This is a genomic window from Clostridium sp. Marseille-Q7071 (assembly GCF_965112025.1).
This window is the reverse complement of sequence record NZ_CBCOPR010000001.1, coordinates 3134083-3156646: the sequence shown is the minus strand read 5'-3', so window position 1 is coordinate 3156646 and position 22564 is coordinate 3134083. Positions and strand designations below refer to the sequence as shown.

Below are 22564 nucleotides of genomic sequence, written 5' to 3'. Positions count from 1 at the left end.
TTTCTATATTATTTAAGTATAATAGCATCAACTGGACAACTTACCTTACAGTTACCACACTTTATGCATTTTTCTTGATTTATGCTATGACGAACTTTTACTTTACCAGTAATACAATTTACTGGACATTGTCTTGCACATTTAGTACATCCTATACATTTATCTGTAATTACATATTTAAGTAAATCCTTGCAAACTCCTGAAGGACAAGTTTTACCAAATACATGAGCTTCATACTCATTCATAAAATATTTCATAGTGCTTAATATAGGATTAGGCGCAGTTTGCCCAAGACCGCATAATGAGGTATCTTTAATAATCTCTGAAAGTTCCTTTAATCTTTCAAGAGTTTCAGCATCACCTTTTCCTTTAGAAATTCTATCTAACATTTCTAATAAGCGAGTAGTTCCAATTCTACAAGGAGTACATTTACCACAGGATTCTTCTCTTGTGAATTCAAGATAGAATTTGGCTATATCAACCATACAATTATCTTCATCCATAACTATCATTCCACCAGAGCCCATCATTGAGCCAATAGAATTTAAAGATTCGTAATCTATAGGAGTATTAAGATATTGGGCAGGAATGCATCCACCAGACGGACCACCAGTTTGTACTGCTTTAAACTTGCGGTTATTTTTAATCCCTCCGCCAATGTCATATATTATTTCCTTCAATGTTGTACCCATTGGTACTTCAACTAACCCAACATTATTTATTTTACCTGCTAGTGCAAAAACCTTAGTACCTTTAGAGGTAGCTGTACCAATTTGATTATACCAATCAGCCCCCTTGTTTATAATTACAGGTATAGAAGCAAGAGTTTCTACATTATTAACGCAAGTTGGTTTGCACCATAATCCTGATTCTGCAGGAAAAGGAGGTTTATTTGTAGGCTCTCCTCTCTCACCTTCAATAGAATGGATTAAAGCTGTTTCTTCACCACATACGAAAGCACCGGCACCATATTTAATTTGTATGTCAAAATTAAAACCAGTATTTAAAATGTTTTTGCCTAGCAATCCTAATTCCCTTGCTTGCTTAATTGCAATTTCCAATCTATTTATAGCAAGAGGGTATTCAGCTCTTATATAAACACAGCCAATAGAAGCTCCAATTGCATAACCAGCAATTGCCATTGCTTCTATAACACTATGAGGATCACCTTCTAATATAGAACGATCCATAAATGCTCCAGGATCACCTTCATCTGCATTACAAATTATATATTTTTCATCAGATTTATAACTTTTAGCCATATGCCATTTTTTACCAGTAGGGAAGCCACCACCACCTCTACCGCGTAGACCAGAATCGTTAATTATATTTATAACCCCATCTTGACCTAATTCTGTTAAAGATATTCCAAGAGCAAGATATCCATTTTCAGCAATATATTCTTGTATATTTTCAGGATCTATTAATCCACAATTCCTTAAAGCAATTCTTACTTGCTTTTTATAAAATGTCATTTCATCCTGTGTTTTAACTTTTTTACTTATGGTAGGCTCCTCATATAATAATCTTTCTATAATCTCACCATTAACTAAATGGGATTCTACAATTTCTCTAGTATCCTTTGGAGAAACATGAACATAAAAGACATCATCAGGAGTAATTTTTACTATAGGACCTTTTTCACAAAATCCAAAACAGCCAGTTGTAGTTACAAAGATTTCTTTTGAAAGACCAAAATCTTCAATTTCTTTAATTAGATTTTCTTTAATTAGGTCGCTTTCAGCAGATTTACAGCCAGTTCCACCACAAATTAATATAACCTTTCTATATTGAACTTCACTATAATTATAATTGTCACAACCAGTAGATTTTCTTATATTTAATAAATTTTTGTTATCATTATGAATTTTTTTAAGTTCTTCAAATGAAGCTATTTTATTCAAGATACCGCCTCCTAATTAGTATATTCCCTAAGGATTTGTGAAACCTTGTCCACTGTTACATGACCATAAACTTTATTATTAACAGATACTACAGGTGCAAGTCCACAAGCTCCAACACATCTTAAAGAGCCCAAAGTGAATTTCATATCTTCTGTAGTCTTACCACAAGCTATACCCAATTGATTTTCAAACTCCTTTAGAACGTCACCAGCACCTCTAACAAAACAAGCAGTACCTAAGCATACATTTATGACATACTCTCCCTGAGGCTGAGTTTTAAAAAATGAATAAAATGTAACTACTCCAAAGACTTTAGAAGCAGGAATGTCCAGTTTTTTAGAAACAAAAAGTTGAACTTCTTCAGATAAATATCCAAATATACTTTGTGCTTTATGCAAAACTTCTATAAGTGCACCTTTTTTATTAGGAAGGGATTCTATAAATGTTTCTAACTCTAAAAATTTTTCATCTTTTTCATAACAACAGCACAATTAAAAAACCTCCTTATAATTTAATGTTATTTTTTTAACAATGAAATATGAAATCTCTAAAAATAGCATATTTCATTACGTAAAGAATTTGGAATATGTAATATACTATGATGGAAGATTTGAAATATTATGAAAATTAATTTAAAAATATTATATATTATGAATAATTAAAATGTAAAGTTTTTTTTGAGATGATAAAACAAATTTTTAGATAATAACTTAAAACTTCAAAAGCATCTATGATATAATTTATGTAAAATACAAAGGAGGGGATGGCGTGATTTATAATTTTGATGAAAGTATAGATAGAAAAAATACAGGATGTGTTAAATTTGATGGGTTAAAAGAACGATTTGGAGTGGAAGATTTAATTCCTATGTGGGTTGCAGATATGGATTTCCCAGTAGCTGAACCTATAATTGAAGCTATAAAACACAGAGCAGAGCATCCTATATTAGGATATACCAAGTTTGAAGATAGTTATTATGAAGCTATAGTTTATTGGATGAAAGATAAGCATAATTGGAACATAAAGAAAGAATGGATATGCTTTACTCCAGGTGTTGTTCCAGCATTAAATTATGCAGTTCAAGCATTTTCCTCTCAAGGAGATGAAATAATAATACAAACGCCGGTATATGCACCATTTTCAAAAGTAATTAAATTTAATGGGAGAACTATTGTTAATAATCCATTAAAGTATGAAGATAATAATTATACCATGGATTTTGATGATTTAAAAAGAAAAATAACTCCAAGAACTAAGCTGTTATTTTTATGTAATCCTCATAATCCTGTAGGAAGAGTTTGGACTTTAGAAGAGTTAAAAACTTTAGGTGAAATATGCATAGATAATAATATAATTATAATATCTGACGATATACATTTTGACTTAATATACAGTGGATACAATCACACAGTAATTGCTTCAGTTAGTGAAACTTTTGCACAAAATTCTATTATTTGCACTGCTCCAAGCAAAACGTTTAATATTGCAGGATTACAAGTTTCTAATATTATTATTCCAAATAAAGAATTAAGAAAAAGATTTAAAATTACTTTAGAAAATAATACTGTATCTGGTGCAAATGTTTTTGGTACAGAGGGTTTAAAAGCAGCATACTATCGCTGTGATGATTGGTTATCTCAATTAATGATATATTTAGAAGAAAGTTTAAATTATATAATAGATTTTATTGAAAATTATATACCAAAAATAAAAGTTATAAAACCGCAGGGAACTTTTATAATTTGGCTAGACTGTTCTAATTTAAACATGGATGAAAAAGAAATTAAAGAATTTTTTGTTAGAAAATGCAGAGTAGGTCTTGATGAAGGAAGTATATTTGGACAAGAAGGAAAATATTTTATGAGAATGAATATAGCATGTTCTAAAAAAATTATTGAAGAAGCTCTAAATAGAATAAAAAAAGAAGTTGATAAGTTAACATAAAAATTTAAGCGTAATTTTTTATATATAAGTAATAGAAATAAATTAAGGAAACATAGATTTATTAATAATAATCCAGATGCTAAAAGTCTTGAAAAGTTTATAAAAATAACCATATAACTTAATATAAGTAAATAAAATGGTTCTTCTATAATTTTAAGAAGAACCATTTTATTTTATGTAAAAAACATGTATTTCAAACTAGATCTTAATATTTAAAAGTTAATTACATTAATTAAAAAAGTGATAGATTATGTGAATCTTACAAAATTAGTTAACATAATTAAAATTAAGAACATTATTTTTAAAAGTAAACTAGAATATGAAATAAATATTAAATTTATAAGACATTAATAAAAATTGTTAATTAAATCCAAAATTTATCATAAATGTAATATAATTATGAAATTTAAATTAAAATATATAAGAAGGATATCAACAATCTAATTTTAACTTTTAAAATTTCATTTAATAGTAATGTTTTAAATTTCAACTTTTTATAGCTAATTTTATAAAATTATCAAGGAGTATTTTAGATGAAAGCCAATCATAAACTCTACATTATATGATTTTGAAAGTTTTAGAAAGAAATCATATATATTATTTGAAGATAAGATAATAAAAATATTAAGGAAATATTACAACAATTGTGGTAGAAATTAGATAGTAAACTTACAAAAGAAGAGTGTTTTTATAGTATTTTAATTTTTGAATTAGTTAGTATAAAAAATGCTGTTAAAACTATTATTAATCATGATGCTAGAGGAGGGAATATATTAAGCTTTAAAAGAGGGAATTTGTAATGAATTAGGATTAAGTAATATTGATATCATTGAGGATTATAATTGGATACTAGAAAAATTTAAAAGTTTAAGAACTTTAACATAGAGTGTTGCGGAGGTGTAATTTTGGGTAAATGTATAAGCACTCCAATAAATAGATTTGATGCAAAAGAGAAAATAAGTGGTGAGGCTAAATATATATCGGATATTAAATTAGAAAATTCTTTATATGCAAAAACCTTAAGATCAACTAAAGCAAGAGGAAAAATAGTAAATATAACATATCCAGTAATGCCAGAAGAATATTTTATAGTTGATAAAAATGATATAACTGGAAAAAATAGAGTGAAAATAATGTTTTATGATATGCCTTTTTTTGCTGAGGAGATAGTTAATTATATAGGAGAGCCAATAGCTCTTATAGTTGGTGAAGATAAAGAGAAAATATTAGATATTATCAATAAAATAGAAATTGAATATGAGGAAATTGAACCTATTTTTACTATAGAAGAAAGTGAGAACAGTAAAGAGAAAATTCCTATATATAAAGATGATAATTGTTTTGCAAATTATTTCTATGAAAAAGGAGTTATAGATAAGGCTTATAGTTCATCACACAGGGTGTTTAGCAGAGAATATAAAACTGGATATCAAGAGCATATATATTTAGAAACTCAAGGTATTGCTGCCACTTATGATGAAGAAACTCATAAAGTTACTGTTATTGGATCAATGCAGTGTCCTTATTTTGTAAAAAATGCAGTAATTGAGGCTATGGGATTAGCTGAAGATAAGGTTCAAATAATTCAATCTATAACTGGAGGAGCTTTTGGAGGTAAAGAAGAATATCCTTCATTAATAGGTGGTCAAGTAGTGGCTGCTACTATGAAAACCAAAAAGCCTGTAACACTTATTTTTGAAAGAGATGAAGATATAGAATGTTCAACTAAAAGACATCCATCAAAAATTAAATTAACTACTTTAGTAGATGAAAATAATAAAATTATAGGAATGGATGCAGATATAACTTTAAATGGCGGCGCTTATTCAGGACTTTCAAACATAGTGCTTCAAAGAGCTATGTTTGCAATTACAGGAGCATATAATATTCCAAATGTAAGAGTAAAAGGGAAGGCATTAGCTACAAATACAGTTCCAAATGGAGGTTTTAGAGGATTCGGAGCACCTCAAAGCATATTTGCATTAGAAATGCATATTGATTGTATGGCTAGTGAATTAGGCATTGATACTTTAGAATTTAAAAAAATGAACCTACTTCATCAAGGAGATTTATCTTCAACTGGAGGAATTTTTAGAGGATATGTACCATTAAATGATTTAATTAAAAAAATTGAAGAACTTAGTAATTATAGTAAAAAAGTTAAAGAGTTTAAACTAAATAATAACTATAGAGGCATAGGATTATCATTGTTTTTTCATGGAGGAGGATTTACAGGAAGTGGGGAGAGAGACCATATAAAGGCAGTGGTTAAACTTAAAAAATATATAGATAATACTGTGGAAATACTTATTTCTAACGTGGAAATGGGTCAAGGTATTCACACCACTTTAAGAAAAATTGTGGCTTCGGAATTAGATATCCCAATTGAAACAGTGATTATTATTAATACTGATACAGATAGAGTACCAGATTCAGGACCTACCGTTGCTTCTAGAACTATAATGGTTGTAGGAAAGCTATTGCAGGAAGCATCCAAGGAATTAAAAGAGAAATGGGAAGATAGTAAAGAAACTGAGATTACTACTAGATATAAGTTCCCCGAAGGATTTTATTGGAATGATGAAACTTTTCAGGGAGATGCCTACAATGAGTATTCATGGGGTGCTAATGTTGTAGAGGTACAAGTTAATCCCATTACTTATGAAGTGGATGTTAAAGAGATATATGCAGTATATGATGTTGGAATTGCAATTGATGAAAAAATAATTAAAGGTCAAATAGATGGAGGAATTATTCAAGGATTAGGACATAGTTCTATTGAAGTTATGGAATGTAAGAATGGTAAACTTATTCAAAGAACTAATACGGATTATGTTATACCTACAGCTTTAGATTTTTCAAATATTAAAAGTGAGCTTATAAATAATCTATATGATAATGGACCTTTTGGAGCTAAAAGTGCAGGAGAATTAACTTTTGTAGGTGCACCTGTGGCTTATGCTTTAGCAGTTAAAAATGCTATAGGAAAAGATATAAATAAAATACCAGTTAATCCAGAGTACCTAATGGAGGTGATGGACAGTGAATAAAGTAAGTTTTGTATTGGATAATAAGGAAATTATTTTAGAATGTAATCCAGTAAAAAGATTAATTGATGTGTTAAGAGAAGAATTTAATATAACTGGAATTAAAGAAGGGTGTGGACAAGGTGAATGTGGAGCTTGTTCAGTTATAATAAATAAAAGATTAGTAAATTCCTGTCTAGTATCTATTGGTACTTTAGAAAACATGGAAGTTTTAACTATAGAAGGATTAAAATTAACTAATCGATTTGAAATTTTACGACAAGCTTTTGAGGATGCAGGAGCAGTACAATGTGGTTTTTGTACACCTGGAATGATAATGGCAGCTGAAGCACTTTTAACTAATAATCCTAATCCTAAGGAAGAGGATATAAGAAGAGGTATATCAGGAAATTTATGTAGATGTACTGGATATAACATGATAGTAGAGGCAGTGAAATTGGCATCTAAAAGAGGTGAGGGATTATGGTAAATTGTTATAGGCCCAATACTCTAGAAGAAGCATTAGACATATTGAATAGGGAAGAATGTATTATATTAGCAGGTGGAACAGACCTTATGGTTAGAAAGAAGCGATGGTCTGGGTTGATACCTAATTTTGAAGAACAAGTATTGTTTATAAGTCATTTACCGGAATTAAAAGAAGTAAGAGTAGAAGATAATGATTTAGTTATTGGGAGTTGTTGCAAATTAGGGGAATTAGAAATAAATAATATGATTCCTCAATATCTTAAAGATGTTATAAAAGAAATGGCGTCAATTGGAACTAGGAATATTGCAACTATTGGAGGAAACATTTGTAATGGCTCTCCAGCGGGAGATGTTTTACCTTCACTATATGCATTAGGGAGTAAAGTAGTTATAGCTAATAGTAATGGAGAAAGGAAAATCCCTATAAAAGAATTGATAGTTGGACCAGGAAAAACAATATTAAAAAATAATGAGATATTAAAGGAAATCATTATAGAGAGTTATAATTTTACTGATTATTATTATCACAAAGTAGGCACTAGAAAATCTACAGCACTAGCTAAAGTTTCATTTATAGGATTTTATAAAATTGAAGATGACATAGTAAAAGATATAAGAATAGCATTGGGAGCAGTCTCTCCAACTATTGTAAATGATAGAGATTTAGAGTGTTCATTTATTAGCTTAAGCAAATTGGAAGCAAAGGCAAAATTAGAAGAAATAATAGAACGATATAAAGAGATTATCATGCCTATAGATGATGCTAGATCTACAGCCAGATATAGAAAAAAAGTTTCAATTAATTTAATAAATTATTTTTTTAATGAAAAAGTTTTTTAATGATATTTTTACAAATCTAAAATTGATTTTAAAGACTACAAGATTAAACTTTTAAATAAAAAACTAGCAAGTAATTTGCTAGTTTTTTACTTTCAAATTTATATATTCTTTACATAGTTAAAATTTAAAGAATATATAACTTTAGAGATTAATTTTAAAGTTTGAACATAACTATGAATTAAAATTTTCGTATAGTATATAAGGAATCAATAAATAAACAACTAGTCAGCATAATAGTCTATTTTGTACTATGCTAGGTCATTGGAAATCATTACTTTAAATATTCTATTATTCTTGATTAGTTATCTTATTTGAGAAACCTAAATAAATTATGGACGGTGAATTTTATGAGAAATCCTATAAGAAATTTTCTAAGTATTTTTTTAGCTATATTTATTAGCTTATTTGCATTCATTGGTTGTGGCACTGATAAAAAATCAGAAGTAGTAGAAGAGAGTTTCCAATGTGAAAGTTCTGCTAAAGACTATGCAATAAACGATAGTGAGCAAAATAACAAGGTAATGGAAGACAGTAAAGTAAAAGAAAATAAAATGGAAGAAAATAAACTTATTAATTCTTCATCTAAAAAAATAATAAGGAATGTAGATATTACGTTACAAACTACTGAGTTTGAAAAATCTATTGAATCAATTAATAAAAGTATAGATGAATTTAAAGGATTTATACAGAACTCTTATATGAATGGTAATGGGATAGACAATAAGGGAAATACTTATAATAGAAATGGTAATATAACAGCAAGAATTCCAAGCAAAGATTTAGAGAAGTACCTTACTAAATTAAAATCTATAGCTCATGTAACTCAAGAAGGTCAACATGGTGAAGACGTAACTTTAACATATGTTGATAATGAAGCTAGACTTAAGGTTTTAAAAGTAAAAGAAGAAAGATTATTAGAAATTCTTAAAGAAAGTAAGAATGTTACTGATATAATTGCAGTAGAATCAGAACTTTCTAAAGTTAGATATGATATTGAATCAGTAGAAGGTTATTTAAAGAATTTAGATAATTTAATAGAATATTCAACAGTATATATCAATGTAGAAGAAGTTGAACAAATTAAGAATGAAATTGATGTAAAAGGAAGTATATTTGAAAAAATGATCAATTCTTTTATAAACTCTATAAAAGATGTTGGATATTTAATGAAAAATTCTATTATTTATATTGCTGCATCTATTCCATATATAGTTGTAATAGGATTAATAGTGTTCTTATTTAGATTTATAATAAAAAAATTTAATATAAAAGATAAGTTTATTAAACCATTTTCAAAAAAATAGTTAGTTAATATTTAAATTCTAAATAGAGAATAAATATGCTGTGAATTATAGTGTATTTATTCTCTTCTTAATTTTATAGATATTTTTATTTATGTATTTACAAATGAATAGGAAAAATATATACTAGTGTATATACACTAAGTAGATATGCTACTTTTAAATTTAATGTATACATCAGAGTAAAAGTTATTTTTTAGTATTTTAATTAGAGTTATTGAATTCTCAGTTTTTTCAATTCACAATGCACAATTGAGGAAATTTCTCAGTAAACTGAGAAATTTAGAATTGATCTTTTTGAAGTGACGTAGTCATTTCTTATAAAAGGACTAGCAATAAAATTGCTAGCAAAAAACAGTTAAAGAAATTAGTTTAATCAAAACTAATTTCAACCATAATTATCAATTGTCAATTTCCAATTCTCCATTGATTAAAGTTGTGAATTGAAATATTTAAACATTTAGTTATATGAGCTATGCATTAATTTTTAAGGTAGTACATCTATAAATGGGGGAGATTATTATGAAAATTAATATTAAAAAAATGGTAATATCAGCGTTGTTGATGGCTATATCTATAATCATACCATTAGTCTTTGGTTCAACTTTGAGAATATATATACCGCCATTTTCTGCAACTTTGGCATCACACGTACCAATGTTTTTATCTATGTTTTTAGGACCTTTTGAGGCAGCAGTCGTTGGTATTGGATCTGCAATCGGATTTTTATTTGCATTTCCTGATCCAGTAATTGCAGCTAGAGCAGCAATGCACATAATAGTAGGATTTGTAGGGGGAAAATTAATACTTAAAAATGTAAGTTTTACTAAGACTATTTTTATAACTGCACCATTACACGGATTCTTAGAAGCTTTAGTTGTAATGCCTTTTGGTTTTGACTTATATAAAGCATTAATTGCAGTAGGAGTTGGTGGTGTATTACATCATATTGTTGATGGACTTATTACCTTACCTTTAGTAGCATCAATAAATAAGGCTACAGGAAATTTACTTTGTGGTAATAATAAAAGAAAAGATATTGCAGCTTAAATTTTTATCATATTCAAACAAAAGATAGGAGTTCTAGTAAAAAGTCGTGATTAGAAATCACGACTTTTTACTATTTCTTTTTATCTTTATTCTTTTTAGTATCTGATTTCTTTTTACTATTTGACTTATCTGTAGCTTTCTTCGATTTGTTTGCCATAAAGTTCCTCCTTTTATTTGATATTATATTATATTTAGATATGTTCAAAAAAATAACTAGTAAGTATTGTGGCATATTTTATTAATTCATAATTATTGAGACCTCTGCTGTATGGGAGAAGCTTTGAATTAAATCATTCTCTTTGCCTGATAGAAAATATTTTCAGAAATTTTCACTAGTTATTCTATTTCAGGCACCTAATATTAATTAATAGTGAAATTGTTATGGTATTTCTGTATAATTATATAGAAACAAGATAAAATTTGATTTTGTATAAAGATTTAATTATTTATATATAAAACAATTTTATGAAAATTAACTAAAAGGATGGAGTTTTATGAATTTAATAACTTTAGAAAATATATGTAAAAGCTATAGTGATAAAACACTATTAGAAAATATAAAATTGACTATTACTGATGAAGACAAGATAGGGGTAATAGGGGTAAATGGAGCAGGGAAATCTACTCTTTTAAAAATAATTGCAGAAATGGAGACTTCTGATAGTGGTGATATTATAAAAATGAATGGACTTAGAATAGAATACTTACCTCAAGAAGTTATCTATGAAGCAGAAGATACTGTATTGGAACAGATTTTTAAAGGATCTTCAGAAGTTATGAAAGTGTTAAGAGAATATGAAAGTATACTTCACAAACTTTCATTAGATGCTGACAATACTACTCTTCAAAAAAGCTTAATCTCTCTTCAAAGTAAAATGGATGCTTTAAATGGATGGCAGTTAGAAAGTGAAGCAAAAAGAATATTAACAAAATTAGGTATAAATAATTTTAATGATAAGATGAAAGTCCTATCTGGAGGACAACGGAAGAGAGTAGCATTAGCTTCTTCGCTAATATCTCCTTGTGATTTATTAATTTTAGATGAGCCTACTAATCATATGGATAATAACATTATAGAATGGTTAGAAAACGAACTTAGAAATAGAAAATCCGCATTGTTGATGATTACTCATGATAGATATTTCTTAGATAGAGTTGCTAATAAAATAATTGAAATTGATAACGGGAACATCTACGGATATATAGGAAACTATTCAACTTTTATAGAGAAGAAACTTGAAAGAATTGAACTTATGCAAAGCTTAGAAAGAAAAAGGCAAAACTTATATAGAAAAGAATTATCATGGGTAAAAAGAGGAGCTAAGGCTAGAAGTACTAAACAAAAAGCTAGATTGGAAAGATTTGAAGAAATTAAAAATAGCAAAGTTGAAATAAAGGATAATAAAATAGACATATCTACAGGCAGCAGTAGACTTGGCAAAAAAATAATTAATGTAGAGAATATTTATAAATCCTTTGGAGAAAAACAGTTAATTAAGGATTTTAGTTATATTGCAACAAAAGAAGATAGAATAGGAATAATAGGACCAAATGGAGTAGGGAAGTCTACACTTTTAAATATATTAAGTGGTAGATTAGAAGTAGAAAGTGGAGTGATTGAATTTGGTGACACTGTAAAACTTGGCTATTTTACTCAAGAAAATGGTGAGATGAATGACGAACTTAGAGTTATTGATTATATAAAGGAAATAGCAGAATTTATAACCACAAAGGATGGAATTGCAATCTCTGCTTCTCAAATGCTAGAAAGATTTATGTTTGAAGGTGCAATGCAATATACCCCTATATCAAAGCTATCCGGTGGAGAGAAAAGAAGGTTGTATTTACTTAGAATATTGATGGAGAGTCCTAATGTATTGTTCTTAGATGAGCCTACTAATGATTTAGATATAGATACCCTTACTATATTGGAAGAGTATCTTGAAGAATTTAATGGTTCAGTAATTACTATATCCCATGATAGATACTTTTTAGATAAAATTGCTAATAAAATTTTTACTTTTGAAGGTGATGGAAAAATATTAGAAATTACAGGTAATTATAGTGATTATAAGGAATATAGTGAACTTTACTTAACTAATGAAAAAAAAGATGAAAGTATAAATAAAGCCAAAGAAATTAAAAATAAAGAATCTAAAAAAGAAAAACCGTTAAAATTTTCTTATAAAGAAATGAAAGAGTATGAAGAGATCGATGAAAAAGTTGAAGAGAAAGAAAATGAATTAAATGAAGTTAAGGAAAATATAAGTAATGCAGGAAGTAATTTTGTATTACTTCAAGAACTACTAGAAAAGCAAAGTAAGATTGAAGAAGAGTTGGAATATTTAATGGAAAGATGGACTTATCTTAATGAGCTATCTGAAAAAATTAAGGAAAATAAAGAAAATAATATATAAGATGATTTAGGAGTGCGAATTATATGAGCAAGTATTTTTCTATTGGAGAAATGTCAAAGCTCCATAAAATAAGTATACAAACTCTTAGGTATTATGATCAAATAGACTTATTTAAGCCGGTGTATGTAGATAAAGAAAGTAATTATAGATATTATTCAATAGATCAATTTTCACAATTAGATATTATTAAGTATTTAAAATATTTAGGTATTCCACTAAAAGAAATAAAAAGTAAATTAGAAAAAAATAATGAAGAGATATTGAATCTATTAAGTAATAAAATTGATATGGTAAATGATAAAATTAAAGAATTAGAACTAATTAAAAAAGTGCTTCAAACTAAGAAAGAAACTATAGAAAAAGGTTTGAAGGTAGATGAAGTAGGAAAAATAAATAGAAAGTATATGCAAAAAAGAAGTATTTTATCTATGGAGTATGAAGAAGGTTTAAGTATAAAAGACACAATAGAATTGACAAGACGTCAGATTGCAAATATTTTAGAAGAAAATATTTCTGTTTTTTATGGTGGAGTAAGTGGATTAGTATCCATGAAAAAAGTAATAGAAAATGAAGAAGTTATTTATGAAAATAGTTTTGTTACTGTGGAAAAGGATCTTTTTAATAATGAAGCACAAAAACATATTACAGAAATTCCATCAGGTGAATTTATATGTATGACTTATAAAGGACGGTACACTGACAATTATAAACACTTTAAAAAGCTTATAGATTACGTAGAATATAAGCGTATACCAATAGAAGATTATATCTATGAAATACCAATAATTGATCCTTTATCTACAAATAATGAAAAAGAATTTCTTACAGAAATACAAATATTAGTGAAAAAAAGAGAGATAGATTTAAGATGTTTAGTATAAAATACCGATGAATATCGGTATTTTTTTATGCTTAAATTACCAAATATAAAAAATATAAAAAATATAAAAAATATTGACTCTATAGTTACTATAGACTTTATAATTATAAATATAGAAAATTGCAAAAAATAAGAAAAATATTATTATGTGACAAGAAAAGTATAGAATTATATGGCTTGAAAACAATATCATCATTAAAATATTTAAAGTAGGAGGAATTTAAAGTGAGTAACAATTTAAGTTATGACTTAGAAACTAAAATAATTCATTGGGGGCATAGAGTAAGATCCAGCGACAGGAGCGTTAGCTACTCCTATATATCAAACTGCCACATTTGCAGCAAAAACCATAGAAGATTTCGAAGAATTGTGTAGAAGTTTTGGCTATGTATATACGAGAGAGTGCAATCCTACATTAACTGAATTAGAACTTAAATTAGCTATGTTAGAAAATGGAGACAGTGCTATAGTTAGCACATCAGGTATGGGAGCTATAACATCTACAATATTAGCCTTAATAAAAAGTGGAGATCATATAGTAAGCTCTGATGGAATATTTTCACACACTAAATTATTTATGAATGAATTGTTAGGGAAATTTGGCGTTGAAGTTACTTTTGTAGATGCTGTTGATCCAGAAAATATAAAGTCAGCATTAAAATCAAATACAAAACTAGTTTATATAGAAAGTCCTTTAAATCCATCTTTAGACTTAGTTGACATAAAGACTATATCGGAAATTGCTCATGATAACAAAAGTATAGTTATTGTAGATAGCACATTTGCTAGTCCAATATTACAAAAACCTATAGATTTAGGAGCTGACTTAGTTGTTCATAGTTTAACTAAGTATATAAATGGACATGGAGATACCTTAGGTGGAGTAGTAATAGGCTCAAGAGAATTAATAGATTTAGTTAGATGGTACCAGGATTGCCATGTTTTACAGGTGCATCACTGCCACCTATGAATGCATGGATGATACTAAGAGGCATGAAAACCTTAGATATGAGAATGAAAAAACATTGTGAAAACGCTTTAGTTGTATCTAAATTTTTAAGTACAGAAGAAAAGGTTGAAATAGTAAAATATCCAGCATTAAAATCTCATCCACATTATGAATTATGTCAAAAACAGATGAATGGAATGGGTGGAGGTATTGTGTCCTTTAAATTAAAAGATGGAATAAATGGTTTAACTAGAGATGAGGCAAGTAGAAAATTGATTAATGGACTAGAACTATGCACAATAGCTACTAGCTTAGGAGAAGAGCATACATTAGTTCAAATGAATGGTGAAAACCTTATAAGAATAGCTATAGAGTACTCTAGAGTCTGCAATAGATATAGTAAATGATTTTAAGCAAGCTATAGAAAAAATAAAATAATTTCATTATGTTAAGTGTAAACTTTAGACATTATTAAAATATAGATCTTATATGAAAGCTTAAAATTTACTTTAGAAAATAAATTTTATATAAAAACATTTTAGTCCCTTGAAAATTAAGAATTAATAGTTGAGAATACGAATTTAATATGAAATTCACCTTTAATAAATTCCCTAAAATAAAATTTATTCTAAAAACTCTGAAGGCTTTGATAGTGCATTTTTAATTATAATTCGTATTCTTAATTTTTAATTCATGAAGAAATAGTTTTTGCTATAGAAATTAAAATATTGTATAAATTGAATTTCTAACTAAGAATTCTATATAGACTCTTAATAACTTATGAATTAAGAGGATGCATAAAAAACATAAGGAGAAATGAGAAGATGGAAAAGAAGAAAAATTTTAAAAGGTTTCTTATAATATTTATATTAGCATTTGGAACTACAGCAATGTATAGTCTGCCTTATATGAAATCATCATTTTATGATCCAATGCAACAGGCATTAAATTTATCACATACTCAAATAGGTAATTTACTAAGTTTATACGGACTAATAGGAATGATATCCTACTTTGTAGGAGGATGGCTTGCAGACAAATTTTCAGTTAAAAAGTTATTATGTTTTTCTTTGGTGTCTTCAGGTGGGATAGGGTTTTACTTTGCTACATTTCCATCCTATAATGGCTTACTTTTAACTTTTATATTATGGGGTGTAACAACCATAATGACCTTTTTTCAGCTTCAGTAAAAGTTGTAAGAATGCAAGGTAGTGAATCAGAACAAGGGAGAATATTTGGGTTTTATGAAGGACTGTCAGGAATATCAGGGACTTTAATATCTTTTATAGGATTATATTTGTTCGGTAAATTCACGGAGATAACTATTGGATTTAAATATGTTGTTTGGCTATACTCAATAGCTTCTATAATATGTGGAATATTACTAGTAATACTACTTGAAGAAAAGAAAGAAGAAGAAACCTCAAGTGATAATGTGAGCTTTAAAGGAGTGATAAAGGTTGTTACTATGCCTAAAGCTTGGTTAATAGGAATTATCATATTTTCAACTTATTTAGTATTTTCAAGTTTAACTTATTTGAGTCCTTATTTATCAGAAATATATGTAATGCCAATGGCACTAGTTTCTACTATATCTATAATAAGAACTTATGTTATAAAAATGGGGGCATCTCCTGCTGCTGGAATCATAACTGATAGGGTTGGATCATCTATAAAAGTCATGTTTATAGGATTTATATTGATGGTAATGTAAGTACTGCAGCTTATTTAATAATACCTAAGAATCAAAGCTTCATATGGATAGCAGTTATAAATATGATAATATTAAGCATAATACTATTTGGTTTTAGAGGTATATACTTTGCTTCAGTTTCTGAATCTAACATTCCATTAGAAACTACAGGAGCAGTAGTTGGATTTGCATCATTCATAGGGTTTTCCCCAGATGCGTTCTATTATACTCTTGCTGGAAATTGGTTAGATACATATGGACAAAGAGGATATACTTACATATTCATGCTTTCAGTAATATGTGCCATAATAGGCGTATTTGCAACTTATACATTAGTTAAAATAAATGAGAAAGAAAAGAAATTGGAAATATTGAATAAAGAAATAGCTTAAGAAACAATTTATACATACTATTATTAAATACATTAGACTTTAAATACAATGAGAATAGAGCTCTACTTATCTTCTGAAAAAGATGGGTAGAGTTATTCCAATTTACAATTATAACAATATAAAAGATAGTCTTTATACTTAAAATTACGGAGGATAATTATGCTAACATTATGGGAAAATGGAATCATAGTAGTTTTTGCTATTTTATTAATAGCAGTGGGATACTATTTTTCTAGAAATATAAAAAATATGGAAAGTTACTATTTAGGGAATCGTAGTTTGCCATGGTCTCTAATAGTTGGTACATTAGTTGCATCTTGGTATGGTGGAGTAGGAACTGTTGGAAGTGTAGAATATGCAGCTATATATGGATTATCTGCATGGGCAGTTTGGTCTATAGCGGCTCATATAGGTAGAATGCCACTAGCATTATGGGTTGGACCAAGAATTCATATAAGAACAGATATAACAGTGCCAGATTTATTAGAAAGCTTTTATGGAGAATATGTAGCTATATTAGGAGCAATACTGATGTTTGTATACTGTGCACAGCTTGGAGAAATAACTGCACTGGGTACAATAGGGGAAATTGCATGGGGCATAGATAAAGAAACAATAGGTTTTATACTTGTTTTAGTGGTTGTCATTTTAACTGTACTTGGTGGATTTATGGGAGTAGCTATAACTGACATGATATTATTTTTGTATGGTATTTGGATTAACCATGGTTATGCCAGGACAATTTAAACAAATAGGTGGATTTGCAGGACTTACAGAAGCTTTAAAAAATGCACCTAATCTTATGCACCCAACAAGAGGAATGTCTATGATGAAAGCCTTAATGCTCATAGTATATTCTTTTGGAGCTTATTCAGATCCAACTTTTTACCAAAGATTTTCAGCGGCTGATTCTCCTAAAGTGGGGAGAAGGGCATTATTAACCTGTTTTTCATTATGGATATGTTTTGATATGGTGCTTGTGATCACAGGACTTATAGTTAGAGCTACTTACCCAGAAATGCCACCAGCTGCTGGATATATAACTTTAGTTTTAAATACGCTACCAAAAGGAGTAAGACTAATCTTTATAATTGGAATATTAGGCTCTATAATTTCTACATTAGATAGCTATTATCTTGCAGCAGGAGCTACATTAGCTAATGACATATATGGCAGAATAACAAAAAAGAATTATCACAAAAACAGTTAGTTAAATTAACTAGGATAGGAATTGTAGTAGCGGCAGTAATGGGATTAAGTATTGCCTTCAAATTTGAAAATGTATATGATGCCTGTATATTTGTGGGAAGTATATGGATGGGATCTGCTTTTGTACCCATAGTAGGAGCACTTTTGGGAAATGGAAAAAGGACAGCTTTAGGTGGAATATTAGGTATGCTTGTTGGTGGATTTACCTTTGGATACTTTAAAATATTTCCAGTACAGAAATTTCAACTTGAACCACTTGTAATAGCAATTCCTCTTTCCTTTATTGCTTGGAATATAGGAAATAGAATAGGAAAAGATTTAAATCAAAATAATAATGAAAATATATAGAGGCTTGTAGAAGCTTTCAAGTAATTTAAGATAATATAGTAAAGGAGAGTTAAGCATGTCTAAACTAGTGTCTAAAGTTAAAAAAGATTTAGAAATAAAATGGTTTGGTATAGATGGTTTTTTAGTATTACTTTATTTTGTAATAGCAAGTTTCATATTTTATGGTATCCTTACAAAGAATGATTTTATAGTAGGTAAATTAATACCTTTTGGAGTTATGGTTGCAGTTACCATTGTATTTCTGGATTACTTATATCAAGTATATAAAATGATAAAACAGAGATAATTTCCAAAAGAAGGTGAATAATATGAAAATAAATGCTTTACCTATAAAAGTTACAGAAGAGGAAGCTATAGAAATAGCTAAAAATGGTAAAGGATCGGTTTTAAGTAGAATATTTTTAAAGTATAAAAAAGTACATGAAGCTAGACTACATTATATAGAATTTAAATTGGTAACTATAGAAATACAACAAAATAAAGATAATAAGGCTAATATATTAAAAGTACTTATAAATGGATCAACTGGATCAGGTAGTATAGCTCAAGATGTTGTTCCTATATCTATAACATCACAAGATGTAGATGAAGACATAATACAGTATTCTGATAAGGATGATACAAAGATTCGTTCAAAAGCTATAAAAATGACTATGAGAATAACTCATAAATTTATGGGCAAAATACCTGAAATTAAAATAATAAAAATAGATAGCATATTTAGACCATATTGGGTTGTATTTTTTGATAAAGTAGAAAAAAATAAAAAAGTAATATATCTTCCAATAGAAGCAGACGGCTTTAAAATCAATAAAGGCTTTTAGTATTTACTTATAGATTATTTTAAATAGAAATAAAGGTAGAAATTAGTTATATAGGGTTCCACAATGGAAATTTAACTTATACATGATTTTAATTTTCATAACAAAATTTTTTTCTATAAATTAAAAATTAAGGATTAAAGATATGAATTATGGTTAAAACTCCAACCTCAAAACCTTTGGAGTTTTTTAGGATAAATTTTATTTTAGAAATTCACTAAGGGTAAATTTCTCCCTAAATTCTTCATTATTAATCCTTAATTTTTAAGGAGTTAAGCTATTTATTTTCCACAGCATATTTTAAGTTTTTAAATTGTATCCCTATAGAATAGGTATTATAAATTTATAAAAAATAGGTGCCAGTCTAAATTAATACCAAAAAACAAGTTTATTTTACATATTATGTATAATTTTTTGTTATTTTTACTGTTATACTTAATCATATAATTTATAATATAAAAAATAAATAATACTGTAAAAAATATTTAATAAATATTTAATATTTTTGTAACATAGTGTATAATGTTGCTGTAACAAATTTTTAGAATATTTTCATAATGAGGGAGGAGAAAAATGAGTAACAAAAAAAAGAAAAAAGGTTTTCCGACAGCCTTTACAGTTACATTTATTGTATTAATTCTTGTTGCCGCATTAACTTACTTAATACCAGCTGGGAGCTATGCTAAATTAAAATTTGACACTGAAACTAATATGTTTACGATTACAAAGCCATCTGGTGAAATAGAGGAGCTTCCTGCTACACAAGAAGTATTAGACAAATTGAACATGAAAGTTGATGTATCTAAATTCACTAGTGGAAGTATTAGTAAACCTATTGCTATACCTAATACCTATGAAAAAATAGAAAGCAATCCACAAGGACCTTTCGAAATATTAACTGCACCAATTCAAGGGGTGTATGAATCAATTGATATTATAATGTTTGTATTTATTCTTGGAGGTATAATTGGGGTTATTAATTATACAGGGGCTTTTGATGCTGGAATAGCTAGTTTATCAAAGGCAACAAAAGGAAAAGAAATGATGCTAATAATCGTAGTAACTGTATTAATTGCAGCAGGAGGTACTACTTTTGGTTTAGCAGAGGAAACTATAGCATTCTATCCAATATTGATGCCAATATTTTTGGTTGCAGGATATGATGCATTGGTATGTATAGCTGCAATATATATGGGTTCATCATTAGGAACAATGTTTGCAACTACTAACCCTTTTTCATCTGTTACGGCATCTAATGCCGCAGGTATAAGCTTTACAGAGGGATTGACCTTTAGAGGAATTGGTTTAGTGTTATCATTAGTAATTTCTTTAATTTACATAATTCGTTATGCAAAGAAAGTTCAGACTGATTCTAAAAACTCATTAATTCATGCAGATAAACAACATATTGAAGATAAATTTTTAAGTAATTATGATCCAGATAACATTCCAAACTTTGATTTTAGAAGAAAACTTATGTTGTTAATTTTTGCCTTGGCATTTGGAGTAATGATTTGGGGAGTATCATCAAAAGGATGGTGGTTTACTGAAATGACTGCACTATTCTTAGCAATAGCAGTAGTAATAGGAGTTATTTCAGGAATAGGAGAAAAAGCATTTGTTGACAAATTTGTTACTGGTGCTGGAGATCTTATAGGAGTTGCATTAATTGTAGGTGTTGCTAGAGGAGTTAACATCATTATGGAAAAAGGTTTAATTAGTGACTCTATATTATATTTCTCATCAGGAGTAGTTGAAGGTATGAACTCTATGTTATTTATAGTTGTTATCTTAATATTATTTAGTTTATTAGGATTCTTCATATCATCATCATCAGGACTTGCAACTTTATCAATGCCTATTATGGCTCCACTAGCAGATGCAGTCGGACTATCAAGAGATGTTATTGTTAGTGCATATCAATATGGACAAGGATTGATGTCATTTATTACTCCAACGGGATTGATACTGGCTAGTTTAGAAATGGTTGACGTAACCTATGATAAATGGCTGAAATTTATTCTACCACTAATGGCATTAATGGGCGGATTATCTATAGCAATGCTATTTGTTCAAGTAATTCTATAATATTTTTTATAAAGTGTAGAGTCTATCATTAAAAATTATTTTAATGATGGACTCTATTTTTATATGTTTTATAAATTTACTTTAATTAGTTACTTTTTAATATGAATAAATAAATTTTAGATTTTTTATATATTATGTTGATTTTAAATATATATTTTTTCTCTTTGGAAATACTAACACTAAAAGAGGAGGTGAAAAAATGGAGCTTTCTACTAGAGAAGTTATCAAATTAAAACTTGTTGATCTTCAAGAAAATGTTCGTGATTTTCAAAGTTATGCTGATAAGGTAGATGACAAGAATGTTAAAGATGAGTTTAAGGCATTAGCTAAAGAGTGTGGATACCAAGCACAAAGGCTTCAAGGATTACTAGGGGAATTTGAAGATTAATTTTAAGAGTTTTCATTTTGAAAACTCTTTTTTTATAGACAAAATTATATAAGTAAATAATATTGTAAATAAATTTTAATATATAAGTTTATAATGCTTTCGATTAGTGTTAAATTATAATTGTAAAAATAAAATTAAATCAAGGTTTACAATGAGAGGTGAGATAAAGAGTTTAATTTTAATATCCATTTTTGGAGCTCTTACAGCTATTGGAACATTTATAAAAATACCAATACCTTTTGTATCGGATATATGGGGATGTCAGCAGTTCTAGCAATAGAAGAAATATATAATAGTTTTTATGGTGACTATAGTGAGGGAAGGGCACTTGTGAAACATTAAAAATATTTGAAGAAGAAAATATTATAGAAAAAAACATAGATAAATCTGCACTTATAAAAAGCTTAGTTGATAGAAAGGTAAAAAATCATCCTTATGTAGGAGAGTTTAGACGAATAGGAATGATAGGCACAATTGAATTAGTTAAAGATAGAAAAACTAAAGGCACATTTCCACTTAAAAGTCGTGTAGACTATAACATATACAAAACTGCTTTAAAAAAGGGTGCCTTACTAAGGCCTTTAGGAAATATAATTTATTTTATGCCTTCTTACTGTATCTAAGAAAGAGATATAGATAGAATGGTTACTGTAGCTATTGACAGTATTAATTTTATAAAAGTAGAGTTTAGTTCTAAATTTATTATTAATCTAGGACTAAACTTTTTATTTTTATAATACGTTTATTATCATGTTTCTTATATATGATAATTTATATTATCATATGGGTTTTTAAATACTATTTTATAAAGTTTATATTGCATTT

The 22564-nt window shown here is 27.9% G+C and carries 24 protein-coding genes and 1 pseudogene; 22 read left to right on the top strand and 3 right to left on the bottom strand.

Annotated features, from left to right (window positions below; genetic code table 11):
• Positions 1–8: 8 nt before the first annotated feature.
• Entirely contained in the window at positions 9–1904 is a 1896-nt protein-coding gene (locus ACWPW7_RS14990) for an NADH-ubiquinone oxidoreductase-F iron-sulfur binding region domain-containing protein (RefSeq protein WP_454054158.1), read from the bottom strand.
• A gap of 11 nt (positions 1905–1915) precedes the next feature.
• Positions 1916–2395: an NADH-quinone oxidoreductase subunit NuoE family protein gene (locus ACWPW7_RS14985; protein ID WP_454054157.1), complete on the bottom strand. Its 480-nt coding sequence runs from the start codon at positions 2393–2395 to the stop codon at positions 1916–1918.
• A gap of 277 nt (positions 2396–2672) precedes the next feature.
• Between ACWPW7_RS14985 and ACWPW7_RS14980 the strand changes: the two genes are divergently transcribed.
• From ACWPW7_RS14980 to ACWPW7_RS14955, 6 genes are all read left to right on the top strand, one after another.
• Positions 2673–3848: a MalY/PatB family protein gene (locus ACWPW7_RS14980; protein WP_454054156.1), complete on the top strand. Its 1176-nt coding sequence runs from the start codon at positions 2673–2675 to the stop codon at positions 3846–3848.
• Positions 3849–4750: 902 nt separating this feature from the next.
• Entirely contained in the window at positions 4751–6898 is a 2148-nt protein-coding gene (locus tag ACWPW7_RS14975) for a xanthine dehydrogenase family protein molybdopterin-binding subunit (protein ID WP_454055519.1), read from the top strand.
• Positions 6891–7364: a (2Fe-2S)-binding protein gene (locus ACWPW7_RS14970; RefSeq protein WP_454054155.1), complete on the top strand. Its 474-nt coding sequence runs from the start codon at positions 6891–6893 to the stop codon at positions 7362–7364. The genes ACWPW7_RS14975 and ACWPW7_RS14970 overlap by 8 nt, the downstream gene beginning before the upstream one ends.
• A complete protein-coding gene (locus ACWPW7_RS14965; RefSeq protein WP_454054154.1) occupies positions 7358–8203 on the top strand; it encodes an FAD binding domain-containing protein in 846 nt (281 codons plus the stop codon). The genes ACWPW7_RS14970 and ACWPW7_RS14965 overlap by 7 nt, the downstream gene beginning before the upstream one ends.
• A 347-nt stretch (positions 8204–8550) precedes the next feature.
• Positions 8551–9507, top strand: a complete 957-nt coding sequence (locus ACWPW7_RS14960) for a DUF4349 domain-containing protein (RefSeq protein ID WP_454054153.1) — start codon at positions 8551–8553, stop codon at positions 9505–9507.
• 519 nt (positions 9508–10026) lie between these two features.
• On the top strand, positions 10027–10554 hold the full coding sequence (locus ACWPW7_RS14955; protein WP_454054152.1) for an ECF transporter S component: 528 nt from the start codon (positions 10027–10029) through the stop codon (positions 10552–10554).
• A gap of 70 nt (positions 10555–10624) precedes the next feature.
• Here the strand turns inward: ACWPW7_RS14955 and ACWPW7_RS14950 are convergent, their stop codons facing one another.
• Positions 10625–10759: a hypothetical protein gene (locus ACWPW7_RS14950; protein WP_454054151.1), complete on the bottom strand. Its 135-nt coding sequence runs from the start codon at positions 10757–10759 to the stop codon at positions 10625–10627.
• A 289-nt stretch (positions 10760–11048) separates the two neighbouring features.
• Between ACWPW7_RS14950 and ACWPW7_RS14945 the strand changes: the two genes are divergently transcribed.
• The 16 genes and pseudogenes from ACWPW7_RS14945 (at position 11049) to ACWPW7_RS14870 (ending at position 22362) form a co-directional block, all read left to right on the top strand.
• Positions 11049–12971 carry an ABC-F family ATP-binding cassette domain-containing protein gene (locus tag ACWPW7_RS14945; protein WP_454054150.1) on the top strand — a complete coding sequence of 641 codons (1923 nt, stop codon included), beginning with the start codon at positions 11049–11051 and terminating at the stop codon, positions 12969–12971.
• A 23-nt stretch (positions 12972–12994) separates the two neighbouring features.
• Positions 12995–13852 carry a MerR family transcriptional regulator gene (locus tag ACWPW7_RS14940; RefSeq protein ID WP_454054149.1) on the top strand — a complete coding sequence of 286 codons (858 nt, stop codon included), beginning with the start codon at positions 12995–12997 and terminating at the stop codon, positions 13850–13852.
• 300 nt (positions 13853–14152) lie between these two features.
• Positions 14153–14821 (top strand): annotated as a pseudogene (locus ACWPW7_RS14935) (trans-sulfuration enzyme family protein); the annotation flags it as partial.
• Positions 14773–15207 carry a PLP-dependent transferase gene (locus ACWPW7_RS14930; protein ID WP_454054148.1) on the top strand — a complete coding sequence of 145 codons (435 nt, stop codon included), beginning with the start codon at positions 14773–14775 and terminating at the stop codon, positions 15205–15207. The pseudogene ACWPW7_RS14935 and the gene ACWPW7_RS14930, both read left to right, overlap by 49 nt.
• A 417-nt stretch (positions 15208–15624) precedes the next feature.
• A complete protein-coding gene (locus tag ACWPW7_RS14925) occupies positions 15625–15990 on the top strand; it encodes an MFS transporter (protein WP_454054147.1) in 366 nt (121 codons plus the stop codon).
• On the top strand, positions 15948–16514 hold the full coding sequence (locus ACWPW7_RS14920; protein ID WP_454054146.1) for an MFS transporter: 567 nt from the start codon (positions 15948–15950) through the stop codon (positions 16512–16514). Before ACWPW7_RS14925 ends, ACWPW7_RS14920 begins: the two co-directional genes overlap by 43 nt.
• A 62-nt stretch (positions 16515–16576) precedes the next feature.
• On the top strand, positions 16577–16885 hold the full coding sequence (locus ACWPW7_RS14915) for a hypothetical protein (protein WP_454054145.1): 309 nt from the start codon (positions 16577–16579) through the stop codon (positions 16883–16885).
• Positions 16886–17044: 159 nt separating this feature from the next.
• Positions 17045–17632 carry a sodium:solute symporter family transporter gene (locus ACWPW7_RS14910; RefSeq protein WP_454054144.1) on the top strand — a complete coding sequence of 196 codons (588 nt, stop codon included), beginning with the start codon at positions 17045–17047 and terminating at the stop codon, positions 17630–17632.
• Positions 17592–18095, top strand: coding sequence for a sodium:solute symporter family transporter (locus ACWPW7_RS14905; protein ID WP_454054143.1), 504 nt, complete (start codon positions 17592–17594; stop codon positions 18093–18095). Before ACWPW7_RS14910 ends, ACWPW7_RS14905 begins: the two co-directional genes overlap by 41 nt.
• Positions 18096–18133: 38 nt before the next feature.
• Positions 18134–18442, top strand: coding sequence for a hypothetical protein (locus ACWPW7_RS14900; RefSeq protein WP_454054142.1), 309 nt, complete (start codon positions 18134–18136; stop codon positions 18440–18442).
• Positions 18443–18497: 55 nt separating this feature from the next.
• Entirely contained in the window at positions 18498–18728 is a 231-nt protein-coding gene (locus ACWPW7_RS14895) for a hypothetical protein (RefSeq protein ID WP_454054141.1), read from the top strand.
• Between the two features lie 22 nt (positions 18729–18750).
• Positions 18751–19266, top strand: a complete 516-nt coding sequence (locus ACWPW7_RS14890) for a hypothetical protein (RefSeq protein ID WP_454054140.1) — start codon at positions 18751–18753, stop codon at positions 19264–19266.
• 570 nt (positions 19267–19836) lie between these two features.
• The gene (locus ACWPW7_RS14885) at positions 19837–21351 is read left to right on the top strand and encodes a YfcC family protein (RefSeq protein ID WP_454054139.1); all 1515 of its coding nucleotides are present in this window, start codon (positions 19837–19839) and stop codon (positions 21349–21351) included.
• Positions 21352–21550: 199 nt separating this feature from the next.
• Positions 21551–21739, top strand: coding sequence for a hypothetical protein (locus ACWPW7_RS14880; RefSeq protein WP_039633461.1), 189 nt, complete (start codon positions 21551–21553; stop codon positions 21737–21739).
• 151 nt (positions 21740–21890) lie between these two features.
• A complete protein-coding gene (locus ACWPW7_RS14875; RefSeq protein ID WP_454054138.1) occupies positions 21891–22013 on the top strand; it encodes a hypothetical protein in 123 nt (40 codons plus the stop codon).
• 70 nt (positions 22014–22083) lie between these two features.
• Complete coding sequence (locus tag ACWPW7_RS14870; RefSeq protein WP_454055518.1) at positions 22084–22362, top strand: hypothetical protein; 279 nt, start codon at positions 22084–22086, stop codon at positions 22360–22362.
• The last annotated feature ends 202 nt before the right edge of the window (positions 22363–22564 follow it).